17 protein-coding genes are annotated in these 19,012 nt (G+C 68.9%); 10 read left to right on the forward strand and 7 right to left on the reverse strand.

Annotated features, from left to right (window positions below; genetic code table 11):
• The first annotated feature begins 82 nt into the window (after positions 1-82).
• The 7 genes from nagZ to ACSQ19_RS14395 all read left to right on the forward strand — a co-directional run bounded on the left by nagZ (position 83) and on the right by ACSQ19_RS14395 (position 6,244).
• Positions 83-1,090, forward strand: coding sequence for a beta-N-acetylhexosaminidase (gene nagZ, locus ACSQ19_RS14365; RefSeq protein WP_296280160.1), 1,008 nt, complete (start codon positions 83-85; stop codon positions 1,088-1,090).
• A complete protein-coding gene (locus tag ACSQ19_RS14370; RefSeq protein WP_296280161.1) occupies positions 1,090-1,659 on the forward strand; it encodes a hypoxanthine-guanine phosphoribosyltransferase in 570 nt (189 codons plus the stop codon). The genes nagZ and ACSQ19_RS14370 overlap by 1 nt, the downstream gene beginning before the upstream one ends.
• 3 nt (positions 1,660-1,662) lie before the next feature.
• Positions 1,663-2,409 (forward strand): S-methyl-5'-thioinosine phosphorylase, encoded by a 747-nt coding sequence (locus ACSQ19_RS14375; protein ID WP_296280162.1) that lies wholly within the window; start codon positions 1,663-1,665, stop codon positions 2,407-2,409.
• A gap of 90 nt (positions 2,410-2,499) precedes the next feature.
• Positions 2,500-2,706, forward strand: coding sequence for a cold-shock protein (locus ACSQ19_RS14380; RefSeq protein WP_055942196.1), 207 nt, complete (start codon positions 2,500-2,502; stop codon positions 2,704-2,706).
• Positions 2,707-2,805: 99 nt separating this feature from the next.
• Positions 2,806-4,041: an FAD-dependent oxidoreductase gene (locus ACSQ19_RS14385; protein ID WP_435997877.1), complete on the forward strand. Its 1,236-nt coding sequence runs from the start codon at positions 2,806-2,808 to the stop codon at positions 4,039-4,041.
• An 80-nt stretch (positions 4,042-4,121) separates the two neighbouring features.
• The gene (locus ACSQ19_RS14390; RefSeq protein ID WP_435997879.1) at positions 4,122-5,747 is read left to right on the forward strand and encodes an acyl-CoA dehydrogenase family protein; all 1,626 of its coding nucleotides are present in this window, start codon (positions 4,122-4,124) and stop codon (positions 5,745-5,747) included.
• The gene (locus ACSQ19_RS14395; RefSeq protein ID WP_435997881.1) at positions 5,744-6,244 is read left to right on the forward strand and encodes a L,D-transpeptidase family protein; all 501 of its coding nucleotides are present in this window, start codon (positions 5,744-5,746) and stop codon (positions 6,242-6,244) included. The genes ACSQ19_RS14390 and ACSQ19_RS14395 overlap by 4 nt, the downstream gene beginning before the upstream one ends.
• Positions 6,245-6,256: 12 nt before the next feature.
• On the opposite strand, the gene fabR is transcribed toward ACSQ19_RS14395, so the two are convergent.
• The gene (fabR, locus tag ACSQ19_RS14400) at positions 6,257-6,913 is read right to left on the reverse strand and encodes an HTH-type transcriptional repressor FabR (protein WP_436000990.1); all 657 of its coding nucleotides are present in this window, start codon (positions 6,911-6,913) and stop codon (positions 6,257-6,259) included.
• A gap of 102 nt (positions 6,914-7,015) precedes the next feature.
• On the opposite strand from fabR, the gene ACSQ19_RS14405 reads away from it, so the two are divergent.
• Positions 7,016-8,119 (forward strand): ferredoxin reductase, encoded by a 1,104-nt coding sequence (locus tag ACSQ19_RS14405; RefSeq protein WP_435997883.1) that lies wholly within the window; start codon positions 7,016-7,018, stop codon positions 8,117-8,119.
• Positions 8,119-9,279 carry a fatty acid desaturase family protein gene (locus tag ACSQ19_RS14410; protein WP_435997885.1) on the forward strand — a complete coding sequence of 387 codons (1,161 nt, stop codon included), beginning with the start codon at positions 8,119-8,121 and terminating at the stop codon, positions 9,277-9,279. The genes ACSQ19_RS14405 and ACSQ19_RS14410 overlap by 1 nt, the downstream gene beginning before the upstream one ends.
• Before the next feature lie 96 nt (positions 9,280-9,375).
• Here the strand turns inward: ACSQ19_RS14410 and ACSQ19_RS14415 are convergent, their stop codons facing one another.
• The 4 genes from ACSQ19_RS14415 to ACSQ19_RS14430 all read right to left on the reverse strand — a co-directional run bounded on the left by ACSQ19_RS14415 (position 9,376) and on the right by ACSQ19_RS14430 (position 13,535).
• Positions 9,376-11,154, reverse strand: coding sequence for an ABC transporter transmembrane domain-containing protein (locus tag ACSQ19_RS14415; RefSeq protein WP_435997887.1), 1,779 nt, complete (start codon positions 11,152-11,154; stop codon positions 9,376-9,378).
• A 112-nt stretch (positions 11,155-11,266) separates the two neighbouring features.
• Positions 11,267-11,854: an IMPACT family protein gene (locus ACSQ19_RS14420; protein WP_299341908.1), complete on the reverse strand. Its 588-nt coding sequence runs from the start codon at positions 11,852-11,854 to the stop codon at positions 11,267-11,269.
• Positions 11,851-12,978: a hypothetical protein gene (locus tag ACSQ19_RS14425; RefSeq protein WP_296280170.1), complete on the reverse strand. Its 1,128-nt coding sequence runs from the start codon at positions 12,976-12,978 to the stop codon at positions 11,851-11,853. Before ACSQ19_RS14425 ends, ACSQ19_RS14420 begins: the two co-directional genes overlap by 4 nt.
• A 2-nt stretch (positions 12,979-12,980) precedes the next feature.
• A complete protein-coding gene (locus ACSQ19_RS14430) occupies positions 12,981-13,535 on the reverse strand; it encodes an RNA polymerase sigma factor (RefSeq protein WP_435997890.1) in 555 nt (184 codons plus the stop codon).
• A gap of 263 nt (positions 13,536-13,798) precedes the next feature.
• On the opposite strand from ACSQ19_RS14430, the gene ACSQ19_RS14435 reads away from it, so the two are divergent.
• Positions 13,799-16,708: a bifunctional diguanylate cyclase/phosphodiesterase gene (locus ACSQ19_RS14435; RefSeq protein WP_435997892.1), complete on the forward strand. Its 2,910-nt coding sequence runs from the start codon at positions 13,799-13,801 to the stop codon at positions 16,706-16,708.
• Positions 16,709-16,750: 42 nt separating this feature from the next.
• Here ACSQ19_RS14435 and ACSQ19_RS14440 read toward each other — a convergent pair whose 3' ends face one another.
• Together ACSQ19_RS14440 and ACSQ19_RS14445 are read right to left on the reverse strand one after the other, a co-directional pair.
• Positions 16,751-18,532, reverse strand: a complete 1,782-nt coding sequence (locus tag ACSQ19_RS14440; protein ID WP_296280173.1) for a vWA domain-containing protein — start codon at positions 18,530-18,532, stop codon at positions 16,751-16,753.
• A 106-nt stretch (positions 18,533-18,638) separates the two neighbouring features.
• Positions 18,639-18,983 carry a ribonuclease E inhibitor RraB gene (locus ACSQ19_RS14445; RefSeq protein ID WP_296280174.1) on the reverse strand — a complete coding sequence of 115 codons (345 nt, stop codon included), beginning with the start codon at positions 18,981-18,983 and terminating at the stop codon, positions 18,639-18,641.
• Positions 18,984-19,012 lie beyond the last annotated feature (29 nt).

Here is a 19,012-nt window from a genome sequence, read left to right on the forward strand (position 1 = left end):
GGCGCGGTCTGACGGCTGCACGGGCATCTGCGACAATGCAGGCCCCGCGCCCCCGGGCGCCGCCCATGAGGCTTCCACCGCAATGCTCGTCATCGGCATCGCCGGCACCGAACTCACCGCGCAGGAGCGCGACTGGCTGCAGCACGACGCCGTCGCCGGCGTCATCCTGTTCACCCGCAACTTCGCCTCGCGCGCACAGGTGGCGGAACTGTCGCAGGCCATCCGCGCCGCCGCGCCGCGTCCGCAACTGGTCTGCGTGGACCAGGAAGGCGGCCGCGTGCAGCGCTTCCGCGAGGGTTACAGCGACCTGCCCGCGCTGGAAGGCTTCGGCAAGCTCTACGCGCAGGATCCGTCGCTCGCCCTGCAGCGGGCGGAGGAACACGCCTGGCTGATGGCCAGCGAGATCATCGCCAGCGGCGTCGACCTGAGCTTTGCGCCGGTCGTGGACCTGGCGCGCGGCAATCGCGCCATCGGCAACCGGGCGTTCGATGCCGATCCGCAGGTCGTCGCCGAGTTCACTCGCGCCTACGTGCGCGGCATGCACAGCGCCGGCATGGCCGCCACGCTGAAGCATTTCCCGGGCCACGGCACGGTGCTGGAAGATACTCACTTCGACGATGCCGTCGATCCGCGCCCGCTGGACGTGCTGCGGGCCGAGGACCTCGTGCCCTTCGTCGCCGGCATCGAGGCCAAGGCCGATGCGGTGATGATGGGGCACGTGAAGTATCCCGCCGTCGCCCCGGAACCGGCCGGCTATTCGCCGTTCTGGATCCAGCAGGTGCTGCGCGAAGAGATGGGTTTCCGGGGCGTGGTGTTCTCCGACGACATCGGCATGGCCGCGGCGTTCTCCGCCGGTGGCGTGAAGCAGCGCATCCACGACCACCTCGATGCCGGCTGCGACGTGGTGCTGGTCTGCTCGCCGAAGCTGGTCGACGAATCGCTGAAGGCGGTGGAAGGCCGCGCGCTGAACACCGCCGCCGTCCTCGGCGTGCTGGGGCGCGGTGCGCTGGGATGGGACGGGCTGATCGCGGATGACCGCTACGGCCAGACGCAATCGCGCGTCATCGACAGTCTGAAGGGAGTGGCTTGATGGAAACGCTGGGCAATCCGCGGCCGAAGCTGGTCGACGCGCTGGCCAACGCCGACCTGTTGGTCGACCGCGCGACGATCGACCGCGCCATCGCGCAGATGGCCGCGCCGATCGCGCGCGACTACGCCGGCGAAGTGCCGGTCTACCTGACCATCATGCATGGTGCGCTGCCGTTCGCCGGCCAGCTGTCGCTGGAACTGGGTGCGTTGGGGCTGGACCTGGAATTCGATTACCTGCATGCCACCCGCTACCGCGGCGAGACCACCGGTGGCGAACTGGTGTGGAAGCACCGCCCGGCGACGGCGCTGTATGGCCGCCGCGTGCTGCTGGTGGACGACATCCTCGACGAGGGCCACACGCTGCTTGCCGTGAAGCAGTGGTGCCTGGAGCAGGGCGCCACCGACGTACGCATCGCCGCGCTGACAACCAAGCAGCATGACCGCTGCGTGGCGGGCATCTGCGCGGACTACGTGGGGCTGGAGGTGGCGGACCGGTATGTGTTCGGGTTCGGCATGGACTACCACGAGCAGGGCCGCAACCTGCCGGGCATCTACGCGTTGAAGGACTGAGCCATGGGCGACATCGCGCTCGCCGTCATCGGCGGTACCGGCGTCTACAAGCTGGCGGACCTGCAGGACGTGCAGGCCCATGACCTCGACACGCGCTTCGGCGCGCCGTCCGGTCCGGTCCGTGTCGGGCTGCTGGACGGCCAGCGTGTGGCCTTCCTCGCGCGCCATGGCGAGGGTCATTCGGTGCCGCCGCACAAGATCAACTACCGCGCGAACCTGCAGGCGCTGAAGGACCTCGGCGCGACGCGCGTGCTGGCGTTGAACACCGTGGGCGGCATCACCGATGCCTGTGGTCCGCGCGTGCTGGCATGCCCGGACCAGCTGATCGACTACACCTGGGGTCGTGTCTCGACCGTTTGCGAGGAGCCCGGGACGGACGTGCTGCATGTGGACTTCGGTGATCCATACACGCATTTACTTCGTCAGCAGATCCTGGCGGCCGCGCATGAGGCGGGTGTCGCCCTGGTCGATGGCGGTTGCTACGGCGCTACCCAGGGGCCGCGCCTGGAGACGCGTGCGGAGATCCGTCGGATGCGTCGCGACGGATGCGACCTGGTCGGCATGACGGGCATGCCGGAAGCAGGCCTGGCACGGGAAATGGGCCTGGAATACGCCTGCCTCGCGATCGTCGCGAACTGGGCCGCCGGCTGCGGCACCGATGAAGAGATCACGATGGAGGAGGTGCTGGCGAACGTCGCCGCCGCCTCTGCCGGCATCCCCGCCCTGGTGGCCGCGTTGGCGCGAGGGTGATTGTCAACGCGCGCCGGGCTTTGCATACTCGGCGGGTGTGACGTCATGCCACACATTCCACCCGCATCCAGAAAAGGAAATACAAGCGCTATGCCGTACGGTACCGTGAAATGGTTCAACGATGCCAAGGGCTTCGGATTCATCGCGCCAGAAGATGGCAGCGCCGATGTCTTTGCGCACCACACCGCCATCAACAGCAAGGGCTTCCGCAGCCTGCAGGAAGGCCAGCGCGTCAGTTACGAGCTGACCCAGGGCCCGAAGGGCGCACAGGCATCCAACATCACGCCGGCAGCCTGATCCAAGACGATTTTCTTGAACCCCGCTCCGGCGGGGTTTTTTAACGCCTGTCGTTTCCGCTGCACCGGTTCGCCGCACGACCAAGGGACGCTTCGCGCCATGGATGCCCAGCACATCGCGATCATCGGCTACGGCACCGCGGGCCAGGCCGCAGCCGTGCTGCTGTCGCGTGACGGACACCGGGTGGAGGTGTTCGAGCGCGCACCGGAACTGGGGCCGGTCGGCGCCGGTTTCCTGCTGCAGCCCACCGGACTGCAGGTGCTGTGGGAACTGGGGTTGCTGCAGGACGTGATGGCGCACGGCCGACGCGTGAACCGCCTGTACGGTGAGACGCCCTGCGGTCGCGCGGTGATGGACATGCGCTACGCCGGTCTGGATGCCCGGCTGTTCGGCCTGGGCATGCAACGTGGCGCGTTGTTCTCGCTGCTGTCGGAGGCCTGGGCGGCGCACGGTGAGGTGCATCGGGGCCACGCCATCGAAGCGGTCGGTGACGATACCCGCCGCATCCGCGACCAGCACGGCCGCTGGCATGGTCCGTTCGATCTGGTGATCGCGGCGGACGGATCGGCGTCGAAGCTGCGCGGCGCCACCGGTGCGGTGAAGCGCGAAGCAGTCTACCCCTGGGGCGCACTGTGGCGGCTGGTGCCGCAAGGCGACTGGGCCTGGGGCGATGAGCTTCGGCAGCGTTACGTGGCGGCACGCAAGATGATCGGCCTGCTGCCGGTAGGCACGCGGCCCGGTGACGACACGCCGCGGATGAGCTTCTTCTGGAGCCTGCCCATCGCCGATTTCGATGACTGGCGCACGCGTGGACTGACCGCCTGGCGCGACGAGATCGCTCAGCTGTGGCCCGAGGCGGACGCGCGCCTCGCCGACACCCTCGATCCCGACCAGTTGGCGCGCGCCAGCTATCGCGACATCACCCTGGGCCGGTGGCACCGCGACCGGCTCGTCGTCGTGGGCGATGCGGCCCACGGGATGAGTCCGCAGCTCGGGCAGGGCGTCAACATGGCCTTGATGGATGCGATGGCGTTGCGCGACGCGCTGCGCACGCACACCGGTGTTCCCGCCGCATTGCACGCCTACCAGCGGCAGCGGCAGGCGCATGTCGGGGTTTATCAGTTCTGGAGCCGCTGGCTGACCCCGATCTTCCAGTCCGACCGCGACTGGGTGGCGCACGCGCGTGACGTCGCCTTCCTGCCGGCCGGTCGACTGCCTGGCGGGCGGGGACACATGCTGCGGGTGTTGAGCGGCACGCAGCACGGATTCTTCGGCACGTTGAAGCTGAAGGCGGATTTCCTGCGTGCACTCGGCGACGTGGCGCCATCGGTCTAGGCAAGACGGCGGCGGCCCGCCTGCCGGCCGCGCCACGCGGTGATTTGCGCGAGAATCGGACGCGTCAGCAGGAGCCGGTGATGGACGAGTCCCTCTTCGAAACGCATCGTGTAGAAAACCAGCCGCCGCCGTTCGAGCCGCGCGACCTGTGGAAGGACGACGTGGTGCTGCGTGAGGCCGTGGTAGGCGAAGGAGGCGGGGCGTTCGCTGCGCGGCTTGCCGGCTACGGCGCACTCGCGGGCGACGAGCTGTATCGGCTCGGGTTCGACGCGAACCGCGACCGGCCGCGCCTGCGCACGCATGACCGTTCGGGCCGTCGCATCGACCTGGTCGAGTTCCATCCCGCCTATCACCGGTTGATGGATGTTGCTAAGACGCACGGTGTCGCCGGGCTGTCGTGGCACGCGCCGGCCCCCGGCGCGCATGTCGCGCGCGCTGCACTCAGCTATCTGCACCATCAGGCGGAGGCGGGCACCAGCTGTCCCCTGACGATGACCCACGCCGCCGTGCCCGTGCTGGCGCGCGAAAGCCGCCTTCGCGAATGGGCAACGAAGGCCGCCGCACCCCATTACGACCCGCGCGATGTACCGATCGTCGACAAGGCCGGCATCACCCTCGGCATGGGGATGACGGAGAAGCAGGGCGGCTCGGACGTGCGCACGAACGCCACCGTCGCCACCCTGCAGGGGGACGACACGTATGCGCTGGTCGGCCACAAGTGGTTCTTCTCGGCTCCGATGTCCGACGGTTTCCTGGTACTTGCGCAGGCGCCGGGGGGCTTGACCTGTTTCCTGATGCCTCGCCGCCGCGACGATGGCAGCAAGAACGCCTTCAGGCTGACGCGCCTGAAGGACAAGCTGGGCGACTGGGCCAACGCGTCCAGCGAGGTGGAATTCACGGGTGCGCGAGCGTGGCGCGTGGGCGAGGAGGGGCGAGGGGTCGCCACGATCATCGAGATGGTGATGCTGACGCGCCTGGATTGCATGGTGGGGTCGGCCGCGGAAATGCGCATGGCGCTGGCGCAGGCCCTGCACCATGCGCGTCATCGCATCGCATTCGGCAGGCCGCTCGCCGACCATGCCGTGATGAGCAACGTGTTGGCCGACCTCGCGCTGGAATCCGAGGCTGCCACGGCATTCTCGCTGCGCGTCGCACGTGCGGTGGATGCCGCTGCGCACGACGCGCACGAAGCGGCCTTTGCGCGCCTCGCTACCGCAGTGGGCAAGTACTGGGTCTGCAAACGCGCGCCCGGCGTCGTCAACGAGGCGCAGGAGTGCCTGGGCGGTGCAGGGTACGTGGAGGAGTCGATCCTGCCGCGGCTATATCGACAGGCGCCGCTCAACTCGATCTGGGAGGGTAGCGGCAACATCCAGTGCCTGGACGTGTTGCGTGCCTTGGCACGTGATGCCGGCGTGTCCGATGCGGTCACCCGCGAACTGGCGTCCGCCGGCGGCATCGACCCGGCCTACGACGTCTTCGTCGAGCGACTGCGCACCGGTCTGGCGTCCATGCAGGAGGCCGGCGCACGGATGCTCGTCGAGCGGCTGGCGCTCGCGCTGCAGGCCGCCGTGCTGCTGCGGACCGGCAGCCCGGCGGCACCGCTGTTCGTCCGCAGCCGCCTCGGCGGCGAGCATGGCGCGGTATTCGGCACGCTGCCCGCCGACGTCGATGCGGCCGCACTCCTCGCACGGGCATTGCCGGCATGAGTCGCTGGCTGCTCATCCTGCTGTCGTCGTTCGGGATGACAGCGCAGGCGCATGAAACCGGGACATCTCCGCCCGCCCTGGTGCCCGCCGCGCAGCGGGCAGACGCCATCCGTGTCTACAAGGCGCAGCGGCGCCTCGACCTGCTGCGCGCCGGCATCGTCATCGCCCGCTATCGGATCGTGCTGGGCGGCGCGCCGGTCGGGCACAAGCGGCAGCAAGGGGACCAGCGGACGCCCGAAGGCGATTACCGCATCACCTACCGCAACGAGCGCAGCCGCTTCCACCTGTCGCTGCGCATCTCCTATCCGGACCACGCCGACCGACAGCAGGCAGAGGCCCGCGGCGTCGATCCCGGCGGCGACATCATGATCCACGGCGCGACGCCACCCGGTTCGCGGGTGGACTGGACGGAAGGCTGCATTGCCGTGACCAATGAAGAGATGGACGCCATCTGGCAGCGGGTGCCGGTCGGCACGCCGATCCGCATCCTGCCCTGAGGTGGTGGCGGATCAGCGGGCGCCGCCGCGCGCAGCGAGGGCGCGCGATCCTGTGATGATCAGGCGGACCATTTCCGAGAGCTGCTCGATCAGCTCCGGATCCTTCTCGGGGGGCAGGTCCATCGCGGTGGCGCCCATCGCGAACACCAGGCGGGTGATCGCCTTGGAGACCAGCGCGGGTTCGTGCAGCGGGGCGTTGTCGCGCGCGGCGAGCCGCACCAGGTCCAAGCACAGTTCTTCCTCGAAGAACTGCAGTTCGCGCTCCACCGCATGCTTGAACGCATCGGAACCGACGTTGCCCTCCCGCAGCAGCACATGGAGCAGCTTGTCGTCAGCGCGCAGCTGCTCCATGAACGCCTCCACCGAGCCGCGCACCACGCTGCGGTCGCTGCTGGTGGCCCGGTGGCGCGCCTCGCCGATGATCTTGCGCAGCGAACGGCCGGCCAGGTCGATCAGCGCCACCGCCAGTTCGTCCATGTCGCGGAACTGGCGGTAGAAACTGTTGGGCGCGATGCCGGCCTCGCGGGCCACCTCGCGCAGGCTCAGGGTGGAGACGCTGCGGTGCGGGCCGACCAGTTTCAGGGCGGCCGCCATCAGGTCCTCGCGCGAGATGGACGCCTTGCGGCCGGGGCCGTGGTCGTCCTGGAGCTGCGGTTGCGGGTTCGGGATCACGCGATGGCGCCGGGCATACGGAAGGGTAGGGGCATCATAGCCCCGTAAATTAATATACAAGTGTATACACATGCGTCTTCACAGCGGTATAGTGAGGCCATGAATGCTCAGATCCGTCCGACCCCCCGCCGGCCCGGTCCCCTGAAACGCCTGCTCCGCCCGTTGGTGAAGCCGGATATCTTCGATTTCTGGGCCAGCCGCTTCCACCGCACCTGGACCTGGGAGCGCCCGCTGGCCCGGCTGGTGACGCGCGAGGTCGCATCGGCCGATGCCGTGACGCTGCTGTTCAAGCCCAACCGTCACTGGGCCGGCCACCGCGCCGGGCAACACGTGAACCTGGGTATCGAAATCGACGGCATCCGCGTGACCCGCAGCTACAGCCTGACCTCACCGCCGCGCGCGGACGGCCTGTTGCCGATCACCGTGAAGGCCATCGAAGGCGGCCGTGTCAGCCAGTACCTGAGCCGCGACGCCCGCATCGGCGACATCGTCGATCTGGGACCGGCCTTCGGCGAGATGATGCTGCCAGCCTCGCCCCGCGGGTCGTTCCTGTTGCTGGCGGCGGGCAGTGGTATCACGCCGCTGATGGCGCTTGTGCGCGAGCTGGCCGGGCAGGGCATGCCGGTCGACCTGACCCTGCTGTACTGGGTGCGCCGACGTGAGGAAGCCTGCTTCCTCGACGAGCTGCGTGCACTGGCGTCGGCGCATCCGGCGTTCCGCTTCCGCCTGCTGCTGACGCGGGATGCCGCAGCGGCCGGCGACGAAGCGGAAGGCCGCATCGACGACGCGCTGCTCACCGCGCAGGCCGGCGACCTGTCCACGCAGCAGGTCATGGCCTGCGGCCCCGGCGGGTTCGTCGACGCCGCTCGCCACCTGCTGGCCTCCCGCGTGGCCAGCTTCCAGGCCGAAGCCTTCACGGCGGCGCCGGTGACGGTGGTGGACGAAGGCGAGGTCGACATCCGCCTGCAACGCAGCGGTCGCACACTGCGCGTGCCGCGCGGCGAATCCCTGCTGGTCGCCCTGGAGCAACAGGGCCTGAAGCCGCCGTCGGGCTGCCGCATGGGCATCTGCAACACCTGCGCCTGCGGCAAGTCCGCCGGCAGCACGCGCCACCTGCCCAGCGGCGCGCTGATCCATGAACCCACCCAGGCATTGAAGCTGTGCATCCACAGCGCCGCCACCGACCTCGAGCTGGATCTCTGATGGCCACGTCCTCCTTTCCCCGCAACCGCAAGCTCAGCGCCGACGAACTGGATCGGTTCGGCGAGGAGCTCGACGCCCTGCGTGCGCAGACCGTCGCCACGCTCGGCGCACGCGATGCGCGCTACATCCGCAACGTCGTCAAGGCGGTGCGTTTCGCCAACCTGGGCGGCCGCGTGCTGTTGTTCGCAGCGGCGGTGGCGGGTGGTCTGTGGCTGGCCGACAGCGCGGTGGGCTGGCTGTTCTGGGTGCTGTGGGCAGTGGGCGCGCTGTCGCTGGGCCTGGGCAAGATCCTGGAAAACATGGAGCTGGGCCACAACGTCATCCATGGCCAGTACGACTGGCTCGGCGACCCGCAGCTCGACGGCAAGACCTACGATTGGGACATCGTCGGTACGGCCGACAACTGGCGGCACACCCACAACTTCCGCCACCACACCTATACCAACGTGCGCGGGCTGGACGACGACATCGGCTACGGCCTGCTGCGCATCTTCCCCGAGCAGAAATGGCGCCCGTTCTACCTGATGCAGCCGGCGATCGCGGTCGTGTTCGCGCTGCTGTTCCAGTGGGGCATCGCCATCCAGGACCTGAAGCTGGGCCGCTGGTGGAGCGGCAAGATGACCAACACGCAGCTGCGCCGCAAATCGGCGCCGGTCGTGCGCAAGATGGGCAAGCAGTTGGCGAAGGATTACGTGATCTACCCCGCGCTGGCCGGTCCGTTCTTCCTGCCGGTGCTGCTGGGGAACATGGTCGCCAACGGCCTGCGCAACGTGTGGACGTACGTGATCATCTTCTGCGGGCATTTCACCGCCAATGCGGAGACGTTCCCGAAGGAATGCATCAAGAACGAGTCGCGCGGCCACTGGTACCTGCGCCAGCTGCGGGGGTCGTCCAACCTGCGCGGCGGCTTCCTGATGAACGTGCTGTCGGGCAACCTGAGCCACCAGATCGAGCACCATTTCTTTCCCGACATCCCGGCCAACCGGTATGCGGAGATGGCCAAGGAAGTGCGCGCCATCTGCGCGCGATACGGCCAGCACTACAACACCGGCACGCTGCTGACGCAGTTCGGCCAGGTGTGCTGGCGCATCGTGCGGCATGCGTTCCCCAGCCGGCCGCCGAAGTTCGTGCCGCTCGTTCAGGCCGACGCGGCAGCGTAAGCAGGAATCTTCTTTCGAAGGGCATCGCGGGCATCGCCCGCTCCGGCACGGCGACAACACCGCCTCGGCAGGCGCGGGCCATGCCCGCGCACCGGCTCAGTCGAGGAACTGCAGCCGCGCCAGCTCCGCGTACAGGCCATCCTCCGCCAGCAGGGCTTCGTGCGTGCCCTGCGCCACGATGCGGCCACGGTCCATCACCACGATCCGGTCGGCCTTCAGCACTGTCGCCAGGCGATGGGCGATGACCAGCGTGGTGCGCCCGTCCATCAGCCTTTCCAGGGCGTGCTGCACGGCGCGCTCGCTCTGCGCGTCCAGCGCGCTCGTCGCTTCGTCCAGCAGCAGGATGGGAGCATCCTTCAACAGCGCACGCGCGATGGCGATCCGCTGCTGCTGGCCGCCGGACAGGCGTGCGCCACGTTCGCCGAGCTGGCTCTCGAAGCCGCCTGGCAGTTCGCGGATGAAGTCGTCGGCTTCGGCGGCTTCGGCGGCGGCCTGCAGTTCCGCGTCGGTCGCGTCAAGCTTGCCGTAGCGGATGTTCTCGGCGGCGCTGGCCGCGAAGATGGTGGGCTGCTGCGGCACCAGGGCGATCTGTTCGCGCAACTGCGCCGGGTCAAGCTCGCGCAGGTCGACGCCGTCGATCCGTACGCTGCCGGCCTGCGCATCGTGGAAGCGCAGCAGCATCGAGAACACCGTGCTTTTGCCGGCACCGGAGGGACCGACAAGTGCGACGGTTTCGCCCGGGTTGACGGTCAGGTCGAAATCGTCGAGCGCGGGCAGGTCGGGACGCGAGGGATAGTGGAACGCGACATGGTCGAACCGGATCTCGCCCTTGACCGGCGCCGACAGGGCGCGGGGCGCTGCCGGCGCGCGGATGGCCGGGGTTTCATCGAGCAGTTCGGCGATCCTGCCCATGCCGCCAGCGGCGCGTTGCAGTTCGTTCCAGACTTCGGCCAAGGCGCCCACCGAGCCGCCGCCGATCAGGGCATACAGCACGAACTGCCCCAGCGTGCCTGCGCTCATCGTGCCGTCGATGACATCGTGCGCCCCGGACCACAGCACCAGCGTGATCGCGCCGAAGATCAGCGTGATGGCCGCAGCAGTCACCCACGCCTGCGCGCGGATACGGCGGCGCGCCGTGTCGACCGCGGTCGCGATGGCGTCGCCGAAGCGGCCGCGCTCGTACGGCTCGCGGGCGTGCGCCTGCACCGTGCGGACCGCACCGAGCGTTTCGCTGGCCAGCGTATTGGCGTCTGCGACACGGTCCTGGCTGGCGCGGGAGGCCTTCTCCAGTCGGCGTGCGCCCAGCACGATGGGCAGCACCGCCAGCGGAATGCCGATCAGCGCGAATGCGGCCAGCCGAGGGCTGGTGAAGAAGAGCATCGCCAGGCTGCCAATCACGGTGACGCTGCTGCGCAACGCGACCGACATGCTGGTGGCAACGACCGTGCGCAGCAGTTCGCTGTCCGCGGAAAGGCGGGACACCAGCTCGCCGCTGCGCGTGCGGTCATGGAACTCGGCATCGAGGCCGATCAGGTGGCCATACAGCTGCCCGCGCAAGTCCGCGACCACTTTTTCGCCCAGCAGCGACACGAAATAGAAACGCGCCGCGCTCGCCAGGGCCAGCACCACCGCTACTACGAACAGGAAGAGGAAGGCCCGATTGATGTTCGCGCCATCGGTGAATCCGTTGTCGATCATCTGGCGGAATGCGACCGGCAGGCTCAGCGTCGCCGCCGACGCCAGAGCCAGAGCCAGCAGCCAGGCAGTGAACAGCCCGGCATGCCGGCGCACGAACGGCCACAGCGCGCGCAGCGTGCCCAGCTTCGCTTTCGGTCCGGCAGAGGCGCTGTCGGGGGTCTCGCTCGGTGTGCTCATCGGGGATCCGTCTTCAAAGCGGTTGTGGGAGAGGCTTCAGCCCCAGCCAGGCCGCCCCGCCTCCGCCGTACCGGAAGCCCCTTCCACAAACACCTGATGCGCACCGCCGGGTTCAGGCGGGCTCCACCACGCGCACCCGGTTACGGGTGGCGTCGCGCAGCTGGGTTTTCAAGGCTTCCACACGATCCGCGGGCAACTGCACCCTCAGGCGGGCGCCTGTCTCGTCGAAACTTTCGTCCTGCTTCGTCGCCTGATGGGCGATCAGGGCCGCGTGCACGTGCCCGAGATCGTCGAACGGGCAGGCCAGCGCCAATGTCGCCAGTGCGACCAAAGGCTCGCGCGGCGCAAGCCGCAGGCACTCGGCCGCCGCCCCGCCATAGGCGCGCACCAGGCCGCCTGCGCCCAGGTTGATGCCGCCGTACCAGCGCGTCACGACCACCATCACGCGATCGAAGCCCTGGCCATCGATCGCGGCGAGGATCGGCCGGCCCGCCGTGCCGGCCGGCTCGCCGTCGTCGCTGGAACGGTAATCCTGGCCGATGCGGTAGGCCCAGCAATTATGGGTGGCGGCCGGGTCGGCGACGTCGCGCAGGAAGGCGAGGGCGGCCTCGGCCGACGGGACCGGCGCACCCTGTGCGAGAAAACGGCTGTGCTTCACCTCGAGCCAGTGCGAGGCGCGTGCGGCGAGAGTGTCGCTCACGGATTGCCGAGCAGGGGGCGAAGGTCGTCCGGCACGCGCTGGAACGGATGCTCCTGCACGAACAATTGCAGGCTGCGCAGCGCATTCGCGTCGTCGCCCAGATCGCGGCGCAGGCGGATGCGGTCCAGCCACTCCTCCGGCGGCAGCCGCGTATCCGCGTCGACCGGCACCTGGAGGTCGGTGCGGCGCAGGGCGTTGCGCGCCGCACTGGGCTGGACGCTGCCGGCGCTCGCGGCCGGGGGGGGCGGGGGCGGGGGGGCGGCAGCGACCGGCGCCTGGACGGTGCCCATGTCGCGGGTCTTCGTTTGGTTCTCGCGCCGTTTCACCCGACTGCCGGTGACCGAGATGGTGTCGAGGGTGGCGCCATCGTCAACCTTGGTGGTGGCCTCGCGCCGTTCCTCGTTGTCTCGGGCACGAAGCTCCTGCTGTTGCTTCACGGCGATGCGCTGCTCGCGCTCCTGCTCACGCGCCACGGTCTCGGCGATCGCCTCGTTGCTGTCGGCGGCGGACGTGCGCGCATAAGCATCCGCTGTTTCGGCCGGAAACGCCTGGGGGGGCGCGGCTGGCGCGGGTGGGCTGGGAGGCATGGGGGTGGGAAGCAGCGCACGCGGGGTACGCTTGGGCGCGGCCTCCTGGCGCGCGGCCGCTTCCGCATTCTGGCGTGCGGGCCCGCTGGCCGGGCGTCCGGCAGGCGGGGTGAGTACCTTCGCCGGCGGCGGGGGCAGGAGTCCTTCGGCGACCCGGGCAGGTTCCGCCGCTGCGGCATCGGCAGCCGGGTTAGCTCCCGCGTCCGCTGCCGCAACCTCCTGATCCGCGGATGCGCCGCCGCTCGGATAGTCGGGGGTGGAAGGCATCTCGCTGGCGACCGGAACCTCGTGCGTGGGACGGAGCTGCCACGCGATGCCGGCGGCAAGCAGGACCGACGCCGCCACGCCAATGCCCAGCGGCCAGCGCCGGCGTGCCGTCGGTACGCGGTCGCCGCGGGTGCGTGCAGGCTGCACGGCGGCGCGCGCGGCCCCCAGGATGCGTGCGTCCAGGTCGGCCGAGGGGCCACCTTGCGGTCCCACGCGCGACAGCGATTGCGCGAGGGCGCGCTCTTCCGGGGTCAGGGGCTCGGGGGGCATGCTCATTCGTTCAACCTCGTGCGCAGCCGGTCCATCGCATACCGCAGGCGCGACTTCACGGTTTCCCGGCCTACGCCGGTGATCTCGCCGATCTCCTCCAGGGTCAGTTCCTGTTCCAGGCGCAGCAGCAGCACTTCGCGCTGCTCCGGCGGCAATTCATCCATGGCCAGCTGCAACCGCCGCCGTTGCTCGAATTCGGACAGCTGGCGCTCCGGCGTATCGGGATCGGGTAAGCGCGCCGTCCGTTCGTCCGCATCGTGGGGCGCGGCAGGGCGGTGCTTCGATGCCCGCCAATGGTCGTTCAGGCGATTGTGCGCGATCCGGTACAGCCAGGTCCCGAACGGAGCGTCCGGTTTCCAGCCCTCGCGCGCGCTGATCACGCGCTGCCAGGTGTCCTGGAAGAACTCGTCGGCCAGCGCGGCATCGCGAAGATGCCGCAGCAGGAAACGATACAGCGGGCCACGGTGCCGCGCGTACAGCTGTTCGAACGCCGACGCTTCGCCAGCGGCGTAGGCCAGCATCAGGGTCTCGTCGGCGGGTTCTGCGAGGTCGTTCACTGCCGCCAGCGTAAGCGGTCCACGTACGCGCGTGAAGTCGGCGCGACGCGCGACGGTCGCCGCGTTCATCCCTGCGTGCCCGGATGGTGCCGGGCGCGGGGTGGCCATGGCAGCGGGGGCAGGGACGGCGCGCATGCGGAAAACGAACGGCCCATCGCGCTGCACGGGGTTGTGTTGCCCGTTTCCGTTCAGGGGGCGGCAGGCGGTATGCTCGGCACGGGGGACTTCCAGACACTACGCACCGACTCGATCGGGACCAAGGCATGCTCACGCCATCGATCAGCGCCGACAACACGGCAAGCGCGGACGCTTCGCCGGCGGAACGCATCGCGCTGATCCTGCGTGGGCTGTTGCCGGCCGGCGCCGAGCTGGCGGTCTGCTGGCGCGACTGGGCGCTGGGGAACGGCAACGGCGCGACGCCTGGCGCCTCGGCTGCGTTGAAGCGGCGGGCGGAACACGCGCTGGTGGACGCCACGGGCGACGGCGACGACGCGGACCTGCGCGTGCACGCCTGGGACAACGCCGACGGCAATGCGCGCGTCGCCCTGGCCTTCTCGTTGCCGCAGCCGCTGGCGGCGGCCGACGAGGCGTCCTGGGTGCTGCTGGCGCGCACGCTGCTGGTGACCTCGCTGGACGCGTTGCGCGCACAGGCCCGCGTGGTGTCGCTCGAGAAATCCAAGCGCCTGCAGCAGGCGCTGTACGAGATCGCCGACCTGGCCGGTGCCGACCTGGAGATGCCGGAGATGCTCCGGCGCATCCATGCGGTGGTGAACTCGCTGATGTATGCGGAGAACTGCTACATCGTGCTCTACGACGACCAGCGCCGCACGGTGCGGTTCCTGTATTTCGCCGACCAGCGCGACCCGTACATCGCCGAGCCCGAGCGCGAGTTCGGCGAAGAGGAGATGGCCAACAGCATGACGTTCGCGATGCTGCGCCACGGTCAGCCGTTGCGCGGCCCGTCTGCGGTGATCCGGCAGAAGCTGGGCGTGGTGCGCGATCCATCGCACGGGCCGGACAGCCTGGACTGGCTGGGCGTGCCGATGCGGCGCGACGACCGCGTCTGCGGCGCCATCGTGGTGCAGAGCTACGATACGCCAGCCAGTTACGCCGACGAGGACCGAGCGCTGCTGGGGTACGTGGCGCAGCACATCCTCACCGCGCTGGACCGCAAGCACGCGCACGTCGAGCTGGAGCACCGGGTGGCGGTGCGCACGCATGAACTGCAGCGCGCCAACCGCGAACTGCAGGCGGAGATCATGGAGCGCAAGCGCGCCGAGAAGCTGCAGCGCGCACTGTTCCGCATCACCGAGCTGGCGATCACCTCCGAAAGCCTCGAGCGCTTCTACGCCGACGTGCACGTGGTGGTGGACGAGCTGATCGACGCGCGCAATTTCTACATCGCGCTGGTCTCGGACGACGGCGGCCAGTTGAACTTCCCGTACTCGATCGACGAACGCGACCCGATGCGCAAGGCGCGTCGCATGACCAACGGCCTGACCGAGTACGTCATCGCCACGGGCCGCCCGTTGCTGGCCGATCGCGAGGTGATCGGCGAACTGGCGAACGCCGGCAAGCTGCAGCAACATGGCCCGCCAGCGTACAGCTGGCTGGGCGTGCCGCTGTTCCGGGGCGAGGACGTCGTGGGTACGGTGGTCGTTCAGAGCTACTCCCAGGAAGCCAAGTTCACGTCCCACGACCAGAACCTGTTGACGTTCGTGGCGCACCATATCGGCAACGGACTCGATCGCCAGCGCACGCAGGAGCGGTTGCGCAGCGCGCATGCCGAGCTCGAGCGCCGCGTCGAAGAGCGTACCCGCGAACTCAACGAAGCCAACCACCAGTTGCGTGCGCAGATCGGCGAGCGCCTCCGCATCGAGCAGCAGCTGACCCACCAGGCCACGCACGACGCGCTGACCGGCCTGCCCAACCGACCGCAGTTGCTGGACCGGCTCGCCGCTGCCATCGAGCGAGCCCGCCATGGCGACGGGCAGGCGTTCGCGGTGCTCTTCCTTGACCTGGACCGTTTCAAGCTTGTCAACGACAGCATGGGCCACGCCGCCGGCGATGAGCTGCTGGTGGAAGTCGCGCGCCGGATCACCATGAGCGTGCGCGAAGAGGACATGGTGGCGCGCCTGGGCGGCGACGAATTCGCTTTGCTCGTCGAGTACGCCGAGGGCGTGGAGAACGTGCGCGATTTCGCCCAGCGCCTGCTGGCGGTGCTCGGCCTGCCGATGTGGGTGGCGGGGCGCGAACTGTTCCCCTCCGCCAGCCTGGGAATCGCGGTCTGGCACCCGCGCTATCGCAATGGCGAAGAACTGCTGCGCGACGCCGACGCCGCGATGTACCGCGCGAAAGAACAGGGGCGTGACCGCTGCGCCATGTTCGACGAGGCAATGCGCGAAGCCGCGATGCAGAGCCTGGACCTGGAAGCCGACCTGCGCCGGGCGATCAACCATCGCGATTTCCTGCCGTTCTACCAGCCGATCCGCCGCATGGACGACGGGCGCGTGATCGGCCATGAGGCATTGCTGCGTTGGCAGCATGAGCGACGCGGCCTGTTGTTGCCGGCCGAGTTCATCGGTCTGGGCGAGGACAGCGGGTTGATCGAGCAGGTCGACTGGTTGCTCTACGAGCAGGTGGTGCGCCAGATCGCGCGCGGCGTGGAAGGCTACATCTCGGTCAACGTGTCGCCGCGGCACTTCCGCTCGCCGGACTTCGGGGACCGCCTGCTGGCCATGTTCGAAGCGCAGGGCGCCGATCCGTCGCAGTTGCGGCTGGAGATCACCGAGGTCGCCCTGCTCGACGACGCGCCACGCACGCTGCGCATCCTCCGTACGTTGCGCCAGCACGGCATCCTCGCGCAGCTGGATGACTTCGGCACCGGGTTCTCGGCGTTGTCCTACCTGCACCGGTTCCCCATTTCCGTGCTGAAGATCGACCGCAGTTTCGTGTCGGGGCTGGGCAGCGAGGCGCGACCGGAGAGCCTGGCGTTGGTGCGTGCGATCCTGGCGCTGGCCAGCACGCTGGGGATCGAGACGATCGCCGAGGGCGTGGAAACCGAAGAGCAGCGCCAGTCGCTGATCGAACTGGGCTGCCACCTCGGGCAGGGCTACCTGCTCGGCCGGCCGGCGGCGAGCCTCGAGCAGACGCACGTGACCGACCCCGCGTGATCCCGCGGGGGAGGGCGGGATGGTTCCGCCCTCCCTGTCCGCTCACTCGCCCGCGATGGCCGGCCTGCCGGTTTCCGCCCTGACCAGCCGGTGGGCCTGGTCGATCATGTCGACGAACTCCCCCTTCAGCCCATACGGGTCGCGGCCTTTCGCTGCACGCGCCGCGCGCGCGACGTCACCCCAATTCCAGCCATCGATGCGCTGGCCACCGCGCAACAGGTCGGCATAGGCCGCCACGGCGCTGGCAAACCGGAAGGCGTCGCTCGGTTGAGTGGTCAGCGCGTTGCGTGCGATCGGTGTTTCGATCAGGCGGCTGCTGTCCTGGCCGGGCAGCTTGTAGCGCAGGCGCACGTGCGCGACCTCGGTGGCGGACGCCCGTTCGCCTGCCTGCTTGCCGCCATAGCGCAATGCGGGAAGCCGTTCGGCACCGCTGCCCACCGGGGTGATCTCGTACAGCGCGGTGACTTCATGGCCTGCGCCGATGTCACCGGCATCCACCTTGTCGTTGGCGAAATCCTCGTTGGCCAGCACGCGGTTCTCGTAGCCGATCAGCCGGTACTCGGATACGACGGCGGGGTTGAACTCCACCTGGATCTTCACGTCGCGGGCGATGGTCAGCAGCGTGGACTGCATTTCGTCCACCAGCACCTTGCGTCCCTCCTGCAACGTGTCGATGTAGGCGTGATTGCCGTCGCCGACATCGGCCAGCTTCTCGGCGAGCGCGTCGTTGTAGTTGCCGGTACCGAAGCCGAGCGTCGTCAACGCGATGCCGGACGCGCGCTGGTCGGCGACCATCGTCTCCAGCGCATCCTGGCTGACCGTGCCTACGTTGAAATCGCCGTCGGTGGCGAGGATCACGCGGTTCACGCCGTCCCTCACGAAGGCCTGCTTCGCCATCGCATAGGCCAGGCGGATGCCGTCGCCTCCGTTGGTGCTGCCGCCGGCCTGGAGGCGGTCCAGCGCGCCGAGGATCTCATCGTGCCGGTTGCCGGGGGTCGGTGGCAGCACCAGGCCCGCCGATCCCGCGTAAACCACGATGCTGACACGGTCCTGCGCACGCAGTTGCGGGACCAGTTGGGCGAAGGACTGCTTCAGCAGCGGCAACTTGTCGGGCGACTCCATGGAACCGGACGTGTCCAGCAGGAACACGAGGTTGGCCGGCGGCAAGGTCGCCTTCGGCACGTCGTAGCCCTTGATGCCGACCATGAGCAACTGCCGCTGCGCGTTCCAAGGCGCGGGCGCGAGTTCGGTGGTCACGTTGAACGGGCGGCTGCGGTCGGTCGGCGCGGCGTGGCCATAGCGGAAGTAGTTGATGAATTCCTCCGCGCGCACCGCATCGGCCGGGGGTCGTTGGCCCTCGCGCAGCATGCGGCGCACATTGCTGTAGCTGCCGGTGTCCACGTCCACCGAGAAGGTGGACACGGGTTCGTCCACGGTGCGGCGCACCGGATTGTCGTTGCGTTCCGCGTAATTCTCGGTGTTGGCCGCGTCGGCCTGCGGCGCCAGGACGGCGGCAGCGTGCGCGTACTGCACCGCCATCGGCGGGGCTGGCGGGGGAGGCGGCGATGCAGGCGCATAGGCCTGCACGCCGGCGATGGCGGTCTTGGCCTGTTCACGGCGCAGGCGCTCCCCGGTGACCACCACGCTGTCCAGCGTGGCCTGTTCGTTCGAAGCCGCCTCCGCTGCCTGGCGGGCGAAACGCGCCTTATCCGAAGCTGCGGCCGCGGCCGCCTCGGCGTCGGACGTGGAGTGCGCGGTGGGGCTGGACTGGCACGCGGCCAACAGGGCGACGGCCAGCAGGGTGAGGGTCAGACGGTGCGACATGGCGTGACTCCGTGAGTGGGACGGGGAGTCGAACGCATGGGATACGGAAACGGGGTTGAAGGGTGGCGCTCGGCGATGCTGCGACATCGGCCACAACACCGCGATGTCAGTCGATCGCGCCCACGTCCATGCCGTCATACGCATCCAGGCCATGCTCGCTGGCGAACCGGTAGAGCGCCTGGTTGCGCTCGTGGAGGCTGTCGGGCGTGTGGACTTCGGTCTTCTCGACGTGCAGCCACCACAGGTCCGGATCCTTGCGGCTGTCCTTGTCTTCCAAGTAGAGCGCAATGACACGGTAACCCTGTCCTTGCAGCACCGGCACCACCGCCTCCAGCGCAGGCCGCGCATGGTGGGTGAAGAAGTAACCCCACACCAGCGGCTTGCGCAGGTCCCAGGGCGTCTCCCTGGCCATGTTGTCGAACATCTCGACCAGTTGTTCGTGGGTGATCATGGTGAAGCTCCTGTAGATGGGGGCAGCCC

Source organism: Pseudoxanthomonas sp. LjRoot127, assembly GCF_964253495.1.
GTDB lineage: Bacteria > Pseudomonadota > Gammaproteobacteria > Xanthomonadales > Xanthomonadaceae > Pseudoxanthomonas_A.